The following is a 15930-nucleotide window of genomic DNA, read 5'->3' on the forward strand; positions in this document are numbered from 1 at the left end:
TGAAATTTTTTTGAAACGATTACGGTGCTATAATCTATTTCAGATATGAGAGAAACTTGAATACTATAATAAAATATGAAAAAAACATAAGTGAGGAAAACGATATATGCTAAAAAAACTAATTTCTACCATTGTTTTAGGAGCATTACTTATAACAGGAACACAACCGATCGCAGCAGCGACCATTAAAGAAAAAAAAGCTGAAAATGCCGCTGAACAACGTAAACTTGAAAAAGCGATCAAAAAACAAGAAGCTAAAATCTCAAAAGAGCAACGTCAAATCAATCAAATTGACGCAGCAATCAACGAAAAGATTTTCCAAGTCTCTGAAAAAAATAAACAAATCGAACAGTTGAACGTTCGAATCGATGAGTTAAAGGCAGACATCGTCCGTTACGAAGAAATGTTACAGAAACAGGAAGAACTACTCGGTGATCGTTTGCGTGTTTTCCAAGAGAACGATGGAAATTCGATTAAATGGGAAGAAGTCATTTTTGGATCGAAGGATTTAGGTGATTTATTCAGCCGTGTCATGGCGGGGAAAAAAATCGCTGAGCAAGACGATAAAATGATTTCGGATTACATCGCAACGCAACAAAAATTAGGAGAAGCAAAACAAGCGCTCGTTGAGAAAAAAGCGGAGCAAATGCAAGAAAAGAAAGTATTGCTTGAACAAAAGAAAGCGTTAAAGCTTCAAATGAAAGAACGTAGTGCCACGCTGAAGAAATTACGAAAAGGGAAGACGAAGTTCACGACAGAACTGTTAGACGCAAAAGAACTTCAAGCGACTCTCGAAGCGCAAGAACGTGCAATTGCGGCAGCGAAGGCAGCTGCTAAAGCAGCGGCTGAAAAAGCAGCAGCGGAGAAAGCGGCAGCCGAAAAAGCCGCTAAAGCGAATGCTCAAGCAGCAAAACAAGCAGGTAAGAGTTCAGAATCAACTGATTCTGTTGCCCCGCCGGTTGTTTCGAGTGGAGGGAAATTCGTTCGACCGTCTTCTGGTGGAGTGTCACAAGGATTCGGACCAGCAAGCGGCGCGAACGGTTATACGTTCCACAACGGTGTTGATTTCAGTGGTTCGGTCGGATCTCCAATCGTCGCTGCAGCAGCTGGAACGGTCATTACAGCATCAGGTGGTGGACCTTACGGCAATCATGTCATGATTTCTCACTTCCTCGATGGACAAGTGTACACGACTGTCTACGCACATATGAGTTCATTATCGGTTCGTGCAGGACAAACGGTCTCTCAAGGTCAGCAAGTCGGGACACTTGGTAGTACAGGGAATTCAACAGGACCACACTTACATTTCGAACTACATGTCGGAGGCTATCAATACAGTGCCTCTTCTCCTCTAAATGCAGTCAATCCATTAGCATATCTGTAATCAAAACGGGCTTCGGCTCGTTTTTTTTTCTTCTCTATGCTACAGTAAAGGCGAAACGAATACTTGAGCAACTAGGGGAGCTGGAGGAATCCGGCTGAGAGGAAAACCAATCTGTTTTCGACCCTATTACCTGAACTGGATAATACCAGCGTAGGAAAGTTGAGCCGAACGGATACCGGAATGCGTATATAACGCTTTCGTATAGCGTCGACTGCTTTTTTACAGCGGTCGACGCTTTTTTTGTCGGTCACGACTCCCTTACATTGCTCGATGGGAAGGTGAAAAGAACATGAAACATGTACTGACGATTGCAGGATCCGACTCCGGTGGTGGAGCTGGGATTCAAGCAGATTTAAAAACCTTTTCGGCTTTAGGGGTTTATGGAATGAGCGTCCTGACAGCCGTCACGGCGCAAAATACGTTGGGTGTTCAAGCGGTGGAAGAGTTATCCCCAGAAATCGTAGATGCCCAGTTAACGTCGATTTTTTCAGACATTCGTGTCGATGCGATCAAAATCGGGATGGTCTCGAATGCGCAGACGATTCGAGTCATTGCTAGACATCTCCGCAAACAGACAGTTCCTATCATATTAGATCCCGTCATGGTCGCTAAAGGTGGTCATGCCCTGTTGCGGACGGAAGCTGAACAAGCATTGATTTCAGAACTTCTGCCGCTTGCGACACTCGTTACACCGAATTTACCGGAAGCGGAGCGGTTAACAGGACAATCAGTGACCAATCTAGAGGAAATGCAACTGGCGATGCATCAATTGGCTACACAGACAGGGGCAGTATTACTAAAAGGTGGACATCTCTCAGGAGCTGCAACGGATTTATTGTTTGATGGGGAAGTGGAACACCGTTTCACATCGGAACGGTTAGACAATCAACATACTCATGGAACTGGTTGTACCTTATCTGCAGCGATTGCAGCACGGATGGCGCTTGGAGAAGATTTACAAGATAGTGTACGACAGGCGAAAAACTATGTCACGGAGGCAATTCGTCATGGATTTGCTCTCGGACAAGGTATTGGACCGACACATCATTTTCACTCACTTTGGAGGGATACACATGTTTACGACCATTCTTGAACACAAACCACTCATTCACCATCTGACGAACACGGTTACGATCAACGACTGCGCAAACGTCACACTCGCTGTTGGAGCATCACCCGTCATGGCGGAAGACATTCGTGAAGTAGAAGAGATGGTTAGACTCGCACAAGCTCTTGTCTTAAACATTGGTACGATCGATGCAGACATGCAAGCAGCTCAACGACTCGCAGCACGTGAAGCGGGACGTTTGAATGTCCCGATCGTTCTTGATCCAGTTGGAGCAGGGGCAACGACATTACGTACTGCCTTTTCTAAAGAACTCATTGATCTCGGGTGTACGGTCATTAAAGGAAATGCTTCTGAAATCAAGACGTTACTTGGGGAAGATGGGCGAACTAAGGGAGTCGATGCTGCGGGAGATACAATGATGGATCGAGAAAGCATTCGTGCATTCGCTCGCAAACACAAATCTGTCCTCGTCGTGACAGGTCCGAACGACTATATCACGGATGGAACGCGCGAAATGGAATTACATGTAGGAACACCTCGTCTAGGAGATATCACGGGTACGGGCTGCATGACGGCCTCCTTGATTGCGAGCTTCCTCGGTGCAGGATATACAGCGTTTGAGGCGGCTGTTCACGGAACATTCGTCATGGGAAAAGCAGGAGAACAAGCAGCCTCCGCGCAAGGTCTTGGTGATTTTAAACGAGAGTTGTTCAATGCCATCAGCCTCATGACGGTACAAGATCTTGTGGAGGTGACAGAACGTGTCAATTGATTACTCCATCTATGCAGTGACGGATCGTCGGTACCATCCTGAAGTCGCGATCGAGACGGTCGTTGAGGAAGCCATTTTAGGTGGTGCAACGATCGTGCAATTACGGGAAAAAACAGCGCAAGGAAAGGAATTCTTTGATCAGGCAGTTCGGTTGAAAGCACTCACGGATCGGCACGACATTCCTTTGATCATCAATGATCGGATCGATATCGCGTTACTCGTCGGAGCTGGTTTGCATATCGGACAAGAAGACATTCCTTTAACCGCAGCACGTCGCCTTTTACCAGATGCCGTGATTGGTGTGTCGGTAGCAACCGTTGCACAAGCGATTGAAGCAGAACGAGACGGAGCATCTTATTTAGGCGTGGGGTCTCTATTTACGACGTCATCCAAAGCGGACGCTGATTCCATGTCGCATACGATGCTTCAGGCGATTCGGGAAGCTGTACGATTACCCCTAATCGGTATTGGTGGAATCACAGCAACGAATGTCTCTTCTCTGCCTATCCCGCTAGAAGGGTATGCCGTCATCTCAGAAATTTTTGCTAAAGAAGATCGGCAACTCGCTGCGCAGCAAATGACAGATGCTGTGCGTGAATGGCATCAATCACTTCAGAACAGGGTATAATCCGTTCAGAGGTGATTGTATTGAAATGGCAGACGATCCGTTTTCGCGGCTATTGGATTCGATATCGGTTAGAACCACAAATCATTCGAGTCGATAATCAGGGGATCTACCATCTAGGAAAAGTCTTATTTCCACATCCTAATCGTATATCTTATGAGATGGCCCTTTTATTGAAAGAAAAGTATGAAAGACGCTACAAACGTCCGTTGTATATTAAAACGAGCTCGATTGCGACGGAAATTTGGGGACATACTCATTTAGATATTTATTACCGGGCACTTCTTCATCTACCGATTCCGACGCGACTTCGTCAACGTTATACGAATCGATTAGAAAGCACGAAAGTCATTGACATCGGCGTACGCGCTGTCGATCAAAATCGAATTGTCTGGGATATTGGAGATTACGTAGGAGGATGGTTCGTGTTTTGGCTCATTCGCAGACGAATGCGCTGAACTTGCAATGTCCCGTTTCTCATGGTGCAATATAAGTAGAAACGAGGTGACGGACATGGACATTCCCCGTTGTGAAACGATTGCGATTGATGAACAACGTGCGTCTGAAATCGGACATATCGTTGATACGATTCCGACGCTTGAAATCGGAAAGCTATTTAAGATTCTTTCGGATGCGACACGACTGCGAATCGTTTATGCGCTGACGATCGAAGAAGAACTATGCGTTTGTGATGTCTCGGCCTCTGTCGACTGTTCGATCGCGACAGCGTCGCATCATCTTCGATCTTTGTTGAAACAAGGACTCGTCAAGTTTCGAAAAGACGGTAAAGTCGTCTATTATTCCTTGGATGACCATCATGTGTCATCGCTTGTACATATGGCGATGGAACATGTACAAGAGGGAAAAGCAATGCCTGAATGAGTCTTTAGAATAAACGAAAAGCGCAGCTTTAGCTGCGCTTTTCGTTTATTCTAAAGACGATTGTTCTGATCCTTTTGGAGCGAAGTGGTGGAAGAAAAAGACCGTGGCACTAATCAATAAAAAGGACAGGATGGAGAGACCAAGACACATCCATTTATATGTAGCGATTAAAGTATCTGATTGTTGTAATTTGGCTTGAAGCGTTTTATACAAATCATCTTTCACACGGGATAAGTCTTCGAGAATCGTTTGAGTCGTCTGAGTCGACTGTCTAGCAAGACGTTTTGCGGCTGTTGGACTTTGACGTTCATAGACAACAAACACGCGTTCAATCTCGGACTCCCAGACATTGTTGCGACGAAGAAGATCTTTAATCGTCCCTGGAGTAGTCGACGATTGGTTCAGACTATTGCGCAAATCATGGATTTTAGACGTTGAAAAGTAATATTGTTCGATATAACGATTATCTTCATACAATAAGAGACCACGAACCGCATTAGCACGATCTCGATTGTGTTCGACCAACTGATCTACCTGATTGATTAACGGTATATCATGATCCTTCATTTGCTCGGTCATCGTTGCAATCGTCCGATAACCGGATAACGCATAGATGATCGGGATAGAGGCGAATAAGCTGACCAAGAAAATCAGCAGAATACGCTGACGCCAAAGAGAGTGCATGCAATCATTCCTTTAAATAAAAGACATGTCATAAGCTTAACTACTATCGTAAAAAAAGTGAAGCCTGTCTATTTTTTGAATAGGGATAATGACTGAAAAAGTGAATAATACTCATAAAAAAGCAGGAAAGATGATGCAATACGAGAAGCTGTTTTAAGAAGATGAAAAAAGCACAGCTAAGCTGCGCTTGGTGTTAAAACGAATACGAATGTTCCTTGTAATTGCCGAAGACAGTGTGGATTTCCGAAAATGTAACGAATGCATTCGGTTCGACAGAAGAGACGATTTCTTGCAAACGGACGATTTCATTATTTTGAACGACGACATATACCATTTTTTTCGTTCGGTTGGAATATCCTCCACGTGCATCGAGAATCGTGACACCACGACCGAGTTCTTTTGTAATGACTTCATTGATTTCATCTGCTTTCTCACAAATGATGATACATTGCTTAGAAGCAGAATAGAAACTGTAAACCGTCTGAAGGGCTTTGGCACGAACAAAGCTCATGATGAGAGCATACATAACGTGTTTAAGATCAAATACCCACCATACAAGGATGTAGATGACAAGATCTTGCATCAGAAATATACGAGGAAGTGGCCAGTTATGAAAACGAGCAAAGAAAAACTTTCCGAGAATATCAAGCCCTCCAGTTGAAGCACCACCGAAGAAGATCAATGCCATTGCAAGACCAGAGACTAGACCAGCAAAGATGGAAGCGACGAGTGGATCGTTTAAAGATTCCGGAACGATTTGAGTCGGAATCCAGTCAATTAAAAAGGAAGAAGCAATGACGATAATTCCAGATAAGAACATGAATCGTTTGCGTAGGAAACGGAAACCTAAAAGGAAGAGGGGAATGTTTAAGAGCAATTGCGTTAATCCAATTGGCGTGTGGAAGAGCTCTTGAATAATGAGCGTGATCCCCATGATACCGCCTGATCCGATATCATTTGGAGATAGTAGTAGGCTGATGTAAAGGGAATACAGCAACGTACCAATGATTAAGAAACTGATTTTTTCAACTCTCTTTTTCTGTGGGTGTGTTGTAGTCATGGCAATATGATGAGTGACCTCATGCTCCTCCTTCTGTGAGTATCTGCATGCAAGAGTACGCTCATATGCATAAAATTTCAACCCTTCTTATGAAAAAAGATGAAAAAGGGTACGTTTTTTTAGGAAGGTGATGAAAATGAAGAAAATGTTATGGATTCTTGGTTGTATCTGCTTAGGAATACTAGTTGGGATTCGTCTTTTCGAACAACCCAATGAAAAAAATCAATCATCCATTTGGCATGCTGGTGATCTTGTAGCGAGACAAGTAGGTGCCTCGATGATGAATACGGTAGCGGTTCGTCAATTAGCCGAACAACTTCCGTTCTCATCAGAATTAAAACAGGTAGATGTCGAAGGAGAATCGTTACGTCTTGCCTATGAAGTGACAGGAAAAGAGCGACAAGCTTGGATTGGTACCGATACCGGAACACTACAAGTGAATCAGGATTTTTTGAAGGCTCGGTTATCTAAAGTTCTGATGCATCATACGCTTGTTTTATTTTCAACGATTCCTGATTTAACCGATCTTGAAATTCACTACACGGATCCGTATTCAGGTGCAGATTTTACGATGGACCGGAAAACATTCGACGCCTACACTCCGACCGATATCGAACGAGCTACTTCATCTTCTAGACGCTTTAATCGGGTTGTCATTGATGGTTATGTGCTCGATGCATCAAGGCGAAACACGTTCTTTGAACGCTTCGCATCACGACTACGAATTCAAACTAATTAGTTGTATAAAGCAAGAAAAGGCATTTTTCACAATCTCGACACAATGATATCGTTTACATCTCGTTCTTTTATAAAAACGATAAAACAGGTCTATTCAATACTTGAACATCTTTTAAGATGGAAGTATGATAATAAATGAACAAACATTGTGAAGTGTTGAACAAAAGAAAGAGAGGTTTCTACGATGAACGAGGTAGAAGCATTAGAAGGATTACGGAATAAAGCAATCAAGTCGACGCGCATGCTACAAATGCGTCCTCTCGAGTACTTAGTTCGTGCCATGCTAGCAGGAATTTTCATTGGATTTGCAATTATTTTTACCTTAAAAGCAATTAACGGTCTATATATGGCGGAGTCACCTGTTGCGACACTTGTCGGTGGACTGACCTTCGGAGTGGCACTCGTCCTGATCGTTTACGGTGGGGCAGAGCTGTTCACAGGAAATACGATGTATTTCACGACGGCGACGATGCGCGGCTATACGACGAAGATGGATACGATGAAGGTCTGGTTGATCTGTCTGATTGGAAATGGACTTGGAGGATTAGCGTTTGCGCTACTCTTTTCTCAAACAGGAATCATCCAAGAGCTTGGTATGAACAACTGGTTATTTTCTGTCTCAGAAACGAAGATCCACCATACGACGTGGGAAATCTTCACACGAGCTATCTTCTGTAACTGGATGGTCTGTTTAGCGATTTTCATTCCAAAGAACATGAAGAATGAGTTGGCGCAGATCATGATGATGATGGTACTCGTCGCAGTATTCTTTGCTTCTGGATTTGATCACGTCATCGCCAATATGGCATTGTTCTCCATTGCGTTAGTCGTACCACATCCGGATACGATCACATTTGCCGGAGCGATGCATAACCTGTTGCCAGCTTTAGCTGGGAACATCATTGGTGGAGCAGTCTTCATGGGAATGATCTATACGTGGCTGAATAAAGAAAAATTAGAAGTAGATGAATCACGTCAATCCACGACAACTGTTCATATTGCTTCGAAACAAAATGCATAATCAAAAAGCAGCTGTCGCGACAGCTGCTTTTTTCATTCATTCCATATGTTGAAAGCGATCGACGTCTGCAGCCAGTTCTTCGTAAATCGTCTCGACGATTTGTGCATCATCGAAGAGCCCGAGGACGTTATCGTCCGGTAAGGCGTCAACAGGAGACGTGAAGTACAGAACGGCCGTCAATAACAATTGTTCCTGCTCCGCATGCATTTCGAATTTTTTCTGATAGAGAGCACGAAGCATTTCAAGCAGTTGTTTTAATTGAAAATAAAGGACGAGTTCTGCCTCGCGTTCGATGTCCGAGCTTTCTGTAGACGCGATATCTTGCGTCAAGTGCGCAAGTCCGATTTCTGCTCGAACTAACAATTCTTGCTGTGCTTTTTCATCACCAACGAGGTCGAGTGCCTGTCGGTGAAAATACGTATAAGCCGATTTAAAATCGCCGGGTGTGAATTCCATGGTGATGCCTCCTTCTCTTCTCTTTCTAGTTTCGCCTTATTTCTTGCAAAATTGCAACTATTTCGTGAAAATAAAGATACAAGAAAGGGGATTACATAATGCCGACACAAGCAGAATTACAACAATACGCGTCTTTAGCCGTGCGTACGGGAATTAATCTACAACCAGGACAACAACTCGAGGTGCGTGCAGGAATCGAAAATTTGCCGCTCGTTCGTGAAATCACGCGTGTCGCCTACGAAGTAGGAGCTACGCAAGTATATGTACAGTGGTCAGATGATGAGATGACGAAAATCCGTTATTTCGATGCACCGGAAGAGTCGTTTGATACGTTCCCGGATTGGTTAAAAGCACGTTACGACCAACTGGCAGAAGAAAAGACAGCGTTCTTATCGGTCGTCAGTGAAGATCCAGATTTATTGAATGGCGTGGACTCGAGCCGAATCGCACGTGCGAATAAAGCAGCCGGTGTCGCTCTTGCTAATTGGCGGAAGTTCGTCATGAGTGACAATGTCAGCTGGTGTGTCGTAGCAGCACCTTCTGAAAGCTGGGCGAAGAAAGTGTTCCCTGATTCAGAGAATGCTGTTGAAGAGCTCTGGTCAGCTATTTTAAAGGCTACACGTGCCGATCAAGCGGATCCGGTCGCTGCATGGGCGGATCATGATCATAATCTGCGTTCAAAAGCAAAATTCCTGACAGAGAAGAAATACAAAACATTGCACTACACAGCTCCAGGAACAGAATTATCAATCGAATTACCAGAACGTCATGTTTGGTTAGGTGGCGGTGGTCCGAATGCAGATGGTGTTGATTTCATCGCGAATCTGCCGACAGAAGAAGTGTTCACGTTACCGAAAAAGACAGGTGTCAACGGACACGTCTCGAGCACAAAACCGCTTAGCTATAGTGGGAACTTGATTGATGAGTTCACACTCTGGTTCGAGAACGGAAAAATCGTTAAAGCGGAAGCGAAACAGGGTCAAGAAGCATTAGATGACTTGATTTCACTTGATGAAGGTGCACGTTATCTCGGAGAAGTTGCGCTCGTGCCGCACCGTTCGCCGATTTCTGACTCGGGTATCCTATTCTATAATACATTGTTTGATGAAAATGCTTCGTGCCACTTAGCGATTGGTCGTGCGTACTCGACGTGTCTCGAAAATGGTCCAAGCCTTTCAGCAGAAGAATTAGAAGCACAAGGCGCGAACGACTCGATGACGCATGTCGACTTCATGATTGGATCAGCGGATCTGTCGATTGAAGGAGAACTTGCAGACGGAACGCGTGAATCAGTCATGCGTGACGGAAACTGGTCAATCTAAACGAACAAAAAGGTGAGTCCGAATACGGAACTCACCTTTTCTTGTAAGATTCTTGTTATGCTTCTTCACCGATAATTTTCACTTCTGTCTCAAGTAAGATACCGAATTTTTCTTGAACCGTTTCTTGGACATGACGAATAAGCGCGATATAGTCGGATGCTGACGCATTCTCGACGTTGACGATGAAACCAGCGTGTTTCTTGGACACTTCAGCGCCACCGATGCGTGTTCCCTGTAAGTTGCTATCTTGAATCAGCTTCCCTGCAAAATAGCCTTCTGGACGTTTAAAGACGCTACCACAAGAAGGGTACTCGAGTGGTTGTTTCGTTTCTCGCTTATGCGTCAAATCATCCATGACTTCCTTGATCAATGCTGGGTCACCCTCTGTTAACGCAAATCGACCTTCGAGGATGATGTATTCTTTCTTTGAGAAGCAACTCGTCCGGTATCCCAGTTCGAGCTCATCATGTGAAATGTTCAATAGTTCTCCTTGTCGTGTCAATACAGTAGCGCTATGGAGACAATCCTTGACTTCACCACCGTATGCTCCCGCATTCATGATCAATGCGCCACCAATCGTTCCTGGAATCCCACAAGCGAATTCAAGACCGCTGAGCTGATGCGCGTAAGCTACACGAGACGCTTCGATGATTGCTGCGCCACTTTGAGCGACGAGCTCATGTCCTTCGACCGAGATATCGGTTAACTTCTCAAAGGAGAGGACAATGCCGCGAATGCCGCCATCACGTACGACAAGATTCGATCCGTTTCCAAGCAACGTCAAGGGAATACCTTGTTCGTAAGCATATCGGACGACAAAAGCTGTTTCTTCATAAGAAGTTGGGATGATGAATAAATCCGCGATTCCTCCCATTTTTGTATACGTATGATATTTTAAAGGTTCATTGATTAGTACGGACTCTTTTGAAATGCCTTCATACAGTCCCGTCATTACTTGTTCAGTCATTATGGTCTCAGTCCTTTTCGTGAATTCCTACCCAGCGCTCATGCGCTCAAAATATATTTTAACATTAATCGTGCGGTCGTTGTTCAACATACTGTTCCCAAAATACCGACTTATGCCGGGAATTGCAAGCACTAGGGAGTGAATGTCATCGATTAGTAATGAAAAATGTCACAGGAAAAGCAGGATCAGGAAGAGGAATGAAGCGAAAAGAACTCGGGAAAAGAGAAGTATAGAAGGAGGCGATGACGATGGAAAGTGAACGTTTATGGATGCGACCGTTCGAAGAAGAGGATTTTAGTTTTTATAAGTCACTTGTCCAAAATGAGCAAGTCATGCGTTATATCAATGGAGGCACTGCCTTAAGTGAAGATGAGGCACGAGAGTGGTTCGAACGGCAGTTGGAGCGATATTCGGATGAGCGACAAACTGGTTTTTTACTGTTGTTCATAAAAGAAACGAATGAACCGATTGGCTTTGCCGGATTATTGATGCAGGAAGTGGATGGGAAAGAAGAGTTAGAAGTCGGTTATTGGCTCGAACCAAAGCACTGGAAAGTCGGTTATGGTCGCGAAGCAGCAAAACGATTAATGATGGAGGCGTTCAATCGAGGGCATGATCGAATCATCTCGATCATTCATCCCGATAATCGTGCTTCGCAAAATGTCGCTCGTGCCAACGGGCTGAACTGGGAAAAAGATACGATTTTTAGAGGTATTCCCGTCACGATCTACGCAGGACAATTATCACGACTTTGTCGTAACTAAAGAGGAGAGCTTTTTATGTACGAATTTGAATTCGAGTCTTTTCATCACATGACACCTGATACCTTATATGCACTTTTGAAATTACGAACGGATATCTTCGTCGTCGAGCAGGAGTGCGCGTATCCGGAGCTAGATGATCAAGATCAACAAGCGACACACCTAATCGTACGGAGTGAGAGCGGTCAAATCGTCGGATGCCTTCGGATGTATGATCATCCGACAAAAGGAGTAGCGATTGGACGGGTAGCTGTTCATCGTGATCACCGATCGGTTGGGTTAGCGAGACAAATGATGGAGAAAGCGATGGTACATTTGCAGAAAGAAGCTGCGATCTACTTACAGGCACAAGCACACCTAGAAGGGTTTTACGGATCGTTTGGTTTCGAAACCGTATCCGACCCTTATTTAGAAGATGATATTCCACATGTGGACATGCAGTTTCACGTAAAGGATTCGAAAAAAGACTTCACGTCAACGATGGATGAACCGATGAATAAGTAGAATGAACTTTTTTCGGAGGTGGATCAGTCATGAAGAAAGTGCTGGTCATTTTCGCTCTTAGTCTAATCGGTATCCTATCTTTAGGAGTCGGTATTTCGTATGCTCAATTGCAGGGAAACTATCGTGACTCGGAAAAAGAGTTGATGACGATTTTAGAGCGGCAACATGATTTATCAGCTTCCTCCTTTCTTGAAGTGCGCGCATCATTCTCTTTACGACATCGACAAATCATACACGTTCGACTTCGGGGTGAACCTGCCATCACATACGAGTTCATTCAACCAAAGGATGAAATCGAATACCTGGGGTCTGTCGGAACAAGTGTTGAAAAGACAGGAAAACAAGATGCCGTCTTTCGAAACGCTCATTTAAAAGTCGGTAAAAAATAAAAAATGGAGGATCTTCCTGAAACGACGGAAGATTCTCCATTTTTTGCTTTCAAGACGGTAGGATATTGCGTACACTACGAAGAGATACTGGAATGAGGAGGTCGAGGGAATCATGTGGAAACCCTTTATAAAAAATCAATCAATTGCACCGGCGTTACAAGCCTTCCGGGAACTTGACATCGAAATGTTTCGGACACATGTTGCCCAACTGAACGATGCGGAACAACAGGCCTTACAATTCATTAAGCGGGCGCTAGAGCAGGATTCACCTGCTCATTTAAAAATAGCGCTTGAAATGAAACAACCACTCGTCGAAGTCGATCGTCTGTTTCAAACACTCGTCACGTGTCAAAATCGTCAGCAGTTACTCGAAATGCTGCTAGCATACGGTCTGGACGTCAATCAAGTCTATACACTTGAAGGGCATCGATCGATCGTCCGCCAACCCCTTCACTTTCCGGTAGGTCTATATGCGGCGCGCCATTCCGAGTTGTGGGTACTTGTTGCTGAAAAGCTGGACTTTACTTATACGATGCATCTTCAACGCAGTGATCAATTCATGGAGACGCATGAATTGAATCTGCTGGATCTCGTCTTATTGCTCGATATCGAAGAAGAGTTGACGGTTCGAGTGCTTGATCAGCTGTGCGAATGCAAGGCGACCGTTGGACTTGCAGAACGATTACAACGTCCCGCTTCACCATTGTTACTAAAGACGATTGAGGCGGATGCCTATTTGCCGACGTTTGTTTATGCTAAACATTATTTCCCGTTTTATGCGCTGATCGGACGACAAACCGTACTGTTCCAATCTTTATTGAACCGTGTGATGCAAGCATCCATTGCTTCTGAAATGATTGAAGATGCCTTGCTTGCTTTTCATAATCACCAACCCGGACTTGCCTTGACATGGGGAGATGCCTATATCGAACAGTTATACGAGATGGGGCTAGTGCTTCGTAAAACGGGTCATGTTGATTTTCGGGAAATGGATGAGGAGTATGTGTTGCCTGAATACAAGGGAATCGTCAATCGCCTAAATGATTAACGGAGGTTGATCCGTACTGAACGTATGCCAATGAGAGGTTAACTGGATATCGCAAAACATCGAGGGATGATACAGGCGTAATACATCTTGTTGTGTTGAGAGAAAAAAGACTTCAAACGTTTGGATGTTTGCACGTCGTAACTTTTCTTGAAATGCATGGAGGATGCGGCTACCGTATCCTTGACGTCTCAGCTCTGGTAGGCACGTGATTTCAAGAAGACGGATATTCTGTCCCTGCTTTTGAAATAATAGTGTACCGACGATCAGTTGCTTATCATAGACTAAGTAAGGAATCGCTTTTCGTTGAATCAACTTGTCTAAATCAGATATCTGATAAGGAAAAAAGTGATGTGTTCCTTGAAGGGCATCGTTACGAAGTGCGAGATAAGTATCTTGATTCTGTGCATGAACAGCTTTCAAACGTAGCGTAGCAGGCTGTCCTTCTGAGAGTCCAATTAAACGAAACTGTTCGGCATATAAACTATAACCAAGCTCTTTCCAAATCGAAGTTAAAGAAAGATCATGCGGCGGAGAGACTTGTACATGTATCTGCCGGCATCCTTGTCGAACGGCATGTAAGTGTAGCAAAATAGCCAGACGACGAAAGGCTTTGATGTCATGAAAGGCGCTGTTCATAAAGTGAACGACGTCATGCACGACATGATATCCGAGCGTCGCTTTCACCTGACCGGATTCGAGGTAGACCCATTGGTAATCTTCAAGCGGCTGAAAAAATGAAAAATCATATGCCTTTTGATGGTACTGTAGAAGTTGATGGACGTGTCGCCTTTGAACATGAGACAATTGATCGTAATACACAATAGGCAAATTAAGTTCCTCCTTTAGCAAAGTGAAGTTGAAAATATCTTGCTTTTATATTACAGGAAATAAAAGGTATTTATATCTTCTGTTTCAAACAAAAAGTAGATGGATTCCTGAAGATAAGAAAGAATCGAGGCAAAATTATCATGAAGTATCTTTGGATCGTCATCGGGTTATCGGGCTTTTTACTCAGTGCGGATACATTGGTAGCCGAAGCACGTGATTACGATGAACCGGGTGTAAGCAGTTCGACGACATATGGCAATCATGGCGCGGAGGATCATATCATCGTTGATCGGAAGGAACCGATCTATGAAGGCTTCGATTCACCGAACGACATGGCATTCCTATTCGCTTGTATTGCACTACTCGCAACAGTCGGACTTGGCATCGTCAATGCCTCCGATTAAGATGAATCTGACTAATAAAAGGCAAGTGACGATTCCATCGTCACTTGCCTTTTATTGTCTACTACGTGTGATTAAAAAGAATCTACTCTTAGAAATGAATTCGCTTTTTTCGACCAACGCGTGCCATTCGTTCGTGTTCTTGTTCGAGTCCAGCGCGTTCGAGGAGATCGAGGTAATAGCGAAACGGAGTAGAGCGATGCGAAAAATATGGTATATATTCTGTGAACAGCATCGTCTCCGCTCGATCTAACGCGCGTAGGGAAATGAGAGCATGTAGCTCTGCGAAACGAATTTCTTGATAGGTGGATAAAGCGTCTGTATCAATCCGAACATGCGACTGTAGTTTTTTTGCATGCGCATTCAAGCAATGGATGTATGCTTCTTGATGTTCTGGTTTCTCGCAATGGGCAAGTACGGCAAGCAAAAGATCACTGCGCTCGGTATCGACATCCATCGGAACTTTCAACGCTGTATAGATCGCGCGTTCCATCCACTCGACACCATGACTATCATTTTTATAATAGCCGACTAATTCTTGAAAAAAATCGACTTGCGAGACTTTCAATAATCGAAACGGATCATTACTTAAAAATAAAGGTTCTTCCCCGGCTGCCGACGAAAGAAGAAAGAAAAATTCCTCAAAGGCAATCCGGGTTCCGTTTTTACGATGAGCATAATGGCGTAAATGCTTCAACAGACGTTTTGCGGTGATATACCAATTCTTTTGTTCGCGAAGCGGTACGATCGGATTCGGCTCAAGGTACTGGAGATCGTATGCTAATTGAATAAACCGTTCCGTCTGAGCAATCGTCTGTTCGACGGTCGGTTGTTCCTGTTCTTTTTGCAAATCCTTATACTTCATGAACTGTGTCAACATGGCGTCAAACTCTTTCTCTTCGATGACTTGTCTCGGGAGTTGACGATAGATTTCGACGATGATATCGCGAAGGGTCGTATCGCCATATTGTTCTAGTAAGAGTCGCAGTTTCCGTATTCTCATGATCGCCCTCCTTCGC

20 protein-coding genes and 1 riboswitch are annotated in these 15930 nt (G+C 44.1%); of the genes, 14 read left to right on the forward strand and 6 right to left on the reverse strand.

Annotation, left to right across the window (positions count from 1 at the left end):
• Positions 1–106: 106 nt before the first annotated feature.
• The 6 genes from KNQ11_RS14980 (at position 107) to KNQ11_RS15005 (ending at position 4732) form a co-directional block, all read left to right on the forward strand.
• Positions 107–1384 (forward strand): murein hydrolase activator EnvC family protein, encoded by a 1278-nt coding sequence (locus KNQ11_RS14980; protein WP_149426831.1) that lies wholly within the window; start codon positions 107–109, stop codon positions 1382–1384.
• 63 nt (positions 1385–1447) lie between these two features.
• Positions 1448–1558, forward strand: a riboswitch (TPP riboswitch).
• Between the two features lie 115 nt (positions 1559–1673).
• Positions 1674–2477 (forward strand): bifunctional hydroxymethylpyrimidine kinase/phosphomethylpyrimidine kinase, encoded by an 804-nt coding sequence (thiD, locus tag KNQ11_RS14985; protein WP_214772496.1) that lies wholly within the window; start codon positions 1674–1676, stop codon positions 2475–2477.
• A complete protein-coding gene (gene thiM, locus KNQ11_RS14990; protein WP_149426833.1) occupies positions 2458–3225 on the forward strand; it encodes a hydroxyethylthiazole kinase in 768 nt (255 codons plus the stop codon). Before thiD ends, thiM begins: the two co-directional genes overlap by 20 nt.
• Entirely contained in the window at positions 3215–3853 is a 639-nt protein-coding gene (gene thiE / locus KNQ11_RS14995) for a thiamine phosphate synthase (protein WP_214772498.1), read from the forward strand. Before thiM ends, thiE begins: the two co-directional genes overlap by 11 nt.
• A gap of 11 nt (positions 3854–3864) precedes the next feature.
• The gene (locus KNQ11_RS15000; RefSeq protein ID WP_353049205.1) at positions 3865–4308 is read left to right on the forward strand and encodes a hypothetical protein; all 444 of its coding nucleotides are present in this window, start codon (positions 3865–3867) and stop codon (positions 4306–4308) included.
• A 55-nt stretch (positions 4309–4363) separates the two neighbouring features.
• Positions 4364–4732: an ArsR/SmtB family transcription factor gene (locus tag KNQ11_RS15005; protein WP_050678101.1), complete on the forward strand. Its 369-nt coding sequence runs from the start codon at positions 4364–4366 to the stop codon at positions 4730–4732.
• Positions 4733–4777: 45 nt separating this feature from the next.
• Here the strand turns inward: KNQ11_RS15005 and KNQ11_RS15010 are convergent, their stop codons facing one another.
• Positions 4778–5416 (reverse strand): CHASE3 domain-containing protein, encoded by a 639-nt coding sequence (locus KNQ11_RS15010; protein ID WP_214772500.1) that lies wholly within the window; start codon positions 5414–5416, stop codon positions 4778–4780.
• Positions 5417–5609: 193 nt separating this feature from the next.
• Positions 5610–6476, reverse strand: coding sequence for a YitT family protein (locus tag KNQ11_RS15015; protein ID WP_029340819.1), 867 nt, complete (start codon positions 6474–6476; stop codon positions 5610–5612).
• Positions 6477–6612: 136 nt separating this feature from the next.
• On the opposite strand from KNQ11_RS15015, the gene KNQ11_RS15020 reads away from it, so the two are divergent.
• Both KNQ11_RS15020 and KNQ11_RS15025 read left to right on the forward strand, forming a co-directional pair.
• Entirely contained in the window at positions 6613–7215 is a 603-nt protein-coding gene (locus KNQ11_RS15020; RefSeq protein ID WP_214772502.1) for a hypothetical protein, read from the forward strand.
• 183 nt (positions 7216–7398) lie between these two features.
• Positions 7399–8235: a formate/nitrite transporter family protein gene (locus KNQ11_RS15025; protein ID WP_214772504.1), complete on the forward strand. Its 837-nt coding sequence runs from the start codon at positions 7399–7401 to the stop codon at positions 8233–8235.
• A 36-nt stretch (positions 8236–8271) separates the two neighbouring features.
• On the opposite strand, the gene KNQ11_RS15030 is transcribed toward KNQ11_RS15025, so the two are convergent.
• Complete coding sequence (locus tag KNQ11_RS15030) at positions 8272–8691, reverse strand: YkvA family protein (protein WP_023467198.1); 420 nt, start codon at positions 8689–8691, stop codon at positions 8272–8274.
• A 98-nt stretch (positions 8692–8789) separates the two neighbouring features.
• Here KNQ11_RS15030 and KNQ11_RS15035 point away from each other — a divergent pair, with 98 nt between their 5' ends.
• A complete protein-coding gene (locus KNQ11_RS15035; RefSeq protein WP_035398837.1) occupies positions 8790–10013 on the forward strand; it encodes an aminopeptidase in 1224 nt (407 codons plus the stop codon).
• 55 nt (positions 10014–10068) lie between these two features.
• Here the strand turns inward: KNQ11_RS15035 and murB are convergent, their stop codons facing one another.
• Positions 10069–10980 (reverse strand): UDP-N-acetylmuramate dehydrogenase, encoded by a 912-nt coding sequence (gene murB, locus KNQ11_RS15040; protein ID WP_035398835.1) that lies wholly within the window; start codon positions 10978–10980, stop codon positions 10069–10071.
• 248 nt (positions 10981–11228) lie between these two features.
• On the opposite strand from murB, the gene KNQ11_RS15045 reads away from it, so the two are divergent.
• The 4 genes from KNQ11_RS15045 (at position 11229) to KNQ11_RS15060 (ending at position 13682) form a co-directional block, all read left to right on the forward strand.
• On the forward strand, positions 11229–11744 hold the full coding sequence (locus KNQ11_RS15045; RefSeq protein WP_214772506.1) for a GNAT family N-acetyltransferase: 516 nt from the start codon (positions 11229–11231) through the stop codon (positions 11742–11744).
• 15 nt (positions 11745–11759) lie between these two features.
• Positions 11760–12245 (forward strand): GNAT family N-acetyltransferase, encoded by a 486-nt coding sequence (locus KNQ11_RS15050; RefSeq protein WP_214772508.1) that lies wholly within the window; start codon positions 11760–11762, stop codon positions 12243–12245.
• A gap of 29 nt (positions 12246–12274) precedes the next feature.
• Complete coding sequence (locus KNQ11_RS15055; protein ID WP_050678267.1) at positions 12275–12634, forward strand: hypothetical protein; 360 nt, start codon at positions 12275–12277, stop codon at positions 12632–12634.
• A 112-nt stretch (positions 12635–12746) separates the two neighbouring features.
• Positions 12747–13682 carry a hypothetical protein gene (locus KNQ11_RS15060; RefSeq protein WP_214772510.1) on the forward strand — a complete coding sequence of 312 codons (936 nt, stop codon included), beginning with the start codon at positions 12747–12749 and terminating at the stop codon, positions 13680–13682.
• On the opposite strand, the gene KNQ11_RS15065 is transcribed toward KNQ11_RS15060, so the two are convergent.
• Complete coding sequence (locus KNQ11_RS15065) at positions 13671–14501, reverse strand: GNAT family N-acetyltransferase (protein ID WP_353049231.1); 831 nt, start codon at positions 14499–14501, stop codon at positions 13671–13673. The two genes, KNQ11_RS15060 and KNQ11_RS15065, sit on opposite strands and share 12 nt — an antisense overlap.
• Positions 14502–14650: 149 nt before the next feature.
• On the opposite strand from KNQ11_RS15065, the gene KNQ11_RS15070 reads away from it, so the two are divergent.
• Positions 14651–14914: a hypothetical protein gene (locus KNQ11_RS15070; RefSeq protein ID WP_214772514.1), complete on the forward strand. Its 264-nt coding sequence runs from the start codon at positions 14651–14653 to the stop codon at positions 14912–14914.
• Between the two features lie 88 nt (positions 14915–15002).
• On the opposite strand, the gene KNQ11_RS15075 is transcribed toward KNQ11_RS15070, so the two are convergent.
• The gene (locus KNQ11_RS15075; RefSeq protein ID WP_214772516.1) at positions 15003–15914 is read right to left on the reverse strand and encodes a hypothetical protein; all 912 of its coding nucleotides are present in this window, start codon (positions 15912–15914) and stop codon (positions 15003–15005) included.
• Positions 15915–15930: the final 16 nt, after the last annotated feature.

Source organism: Exiguobacterium sp. s39 (assembly GCF_018618925.1).
Classification (GTDB): Bacteria; Bacillota; Bacilli; order Exiguobacteriales; family Exiguobacteriaceae; genus Exiguobacterium_A; species Exiguobacterium_A abrahamii.

Coding starts and splice junctions, on each gene's coding strand:
- KNQ11_RS15035 (WP_035398837.1), top strand. CDS start 8,790: ATGCCGACACAAGCAGAATTACAACAATACGCGTCTTTAGCCGTGCGT.
- KNQ11_RS15045 (WP_214772506.1), top strand. CDS start 11,229: ATGGAAAGTGAACGTTTATGGATGCGACCGTTCGAAGAAGAGGATTTT.
- KNQ11_RS15060 (WP_214772510.1), top strand. CDS start 12,747: ATGTGGAAACCCTTTATAAAAAATCAATCAATTGCACCGGCGTTACAA.
- KNQ11_RS15030 (WP_023467198.1), bottom strand. CDS start 8,691: ATGGAATTCACACCCGGCGATTTTAAATCGGCTTATACGTATTTTCAC.
- KNQ11_RS15025 (WP_214772504.1), top strand. CDS start 7,399: ATGAACGAGGTAGAAGCATTAGAAGGATTACGGAATAAAGCAATCAAG.
- KNQ11_RS15050 (WP_214772508.1), top strand. CDS start 11,760: ATGTACGAATTTGAATTCGAGTCTTTTCATCACATGACACCTGATACC.
- KNQ11_RS15075 (WP_214772516.1), bottom strand. CDS start 15,914: ATGAGAATACGGAAACTGCGACTCTTACTAGAACAATATGGCGATACG.
- thiD (WP_214772496.1), top strand. CDS start 1,674: ATGAAACATGTACTGACGATTGCAGGATCCGACTCCGGTGGTGGAGCT.
- murB (WP_035398835.1), bottom strand. CDS start 10,980: ATGACTGAACAAGTAATGACGGGACTGTATGAAGGCATTTCAAAAGAG.
- KNQ11_RS15070 (WP_214772514.1), top strand. CDS start 14,651: ATGAAGTATCTTTGGATCGTCATCGGGTTATCGGGCTTTTTACTCAGT.
- KNQ11_RS15015 (WP_029340819.1), bottom strand. CDS start 6,476: ATGACTACAACACACCCACAGAAAAAGAGAGTTGAAAAAATCAGTTTC.
- KNQ11_RS15055 (WP_050678267.1), top strand. CDS start 12,275: ATGAAGAAAGTGCTGGTCATTTTCGCTCTTAGTCTAATCGGTATCCTA.
- KNQ11_RS15005 (WP_050678101.1), top strand. CDS start 4,364: ATGGACATTCCCCGTTGTGAAACGATTGCGATTGATGAACAACGTGCG.
- KNQ11_RS15020 (WP_214772502.1), top strand. CDS start 6,613: ATGAAGAAAATGTTATGGATTCTTGGTTGTATCTGCTTAGGAATACTA.
- thiM (WP_149426833.1), top strand. CDS start 2,458: ATGTTTACGACCATTCTTGAACACAAACCACTCATTCACCATCTGACG.
- KNQ11_RS15010 (WP_214772500.1), bottom strand. CDS start 5,416: ATGCACTCTCTTTGGCGTCAGCGTATTCTGCTGATTTTCTTGGTCAGC.
- KNQ11_RS14980 (WP_149426831.1), top strand. CDS start 107: ATGCTAAAAAAACTAATTTCTACCATTGTTTTAGGAGCATTACTTATA.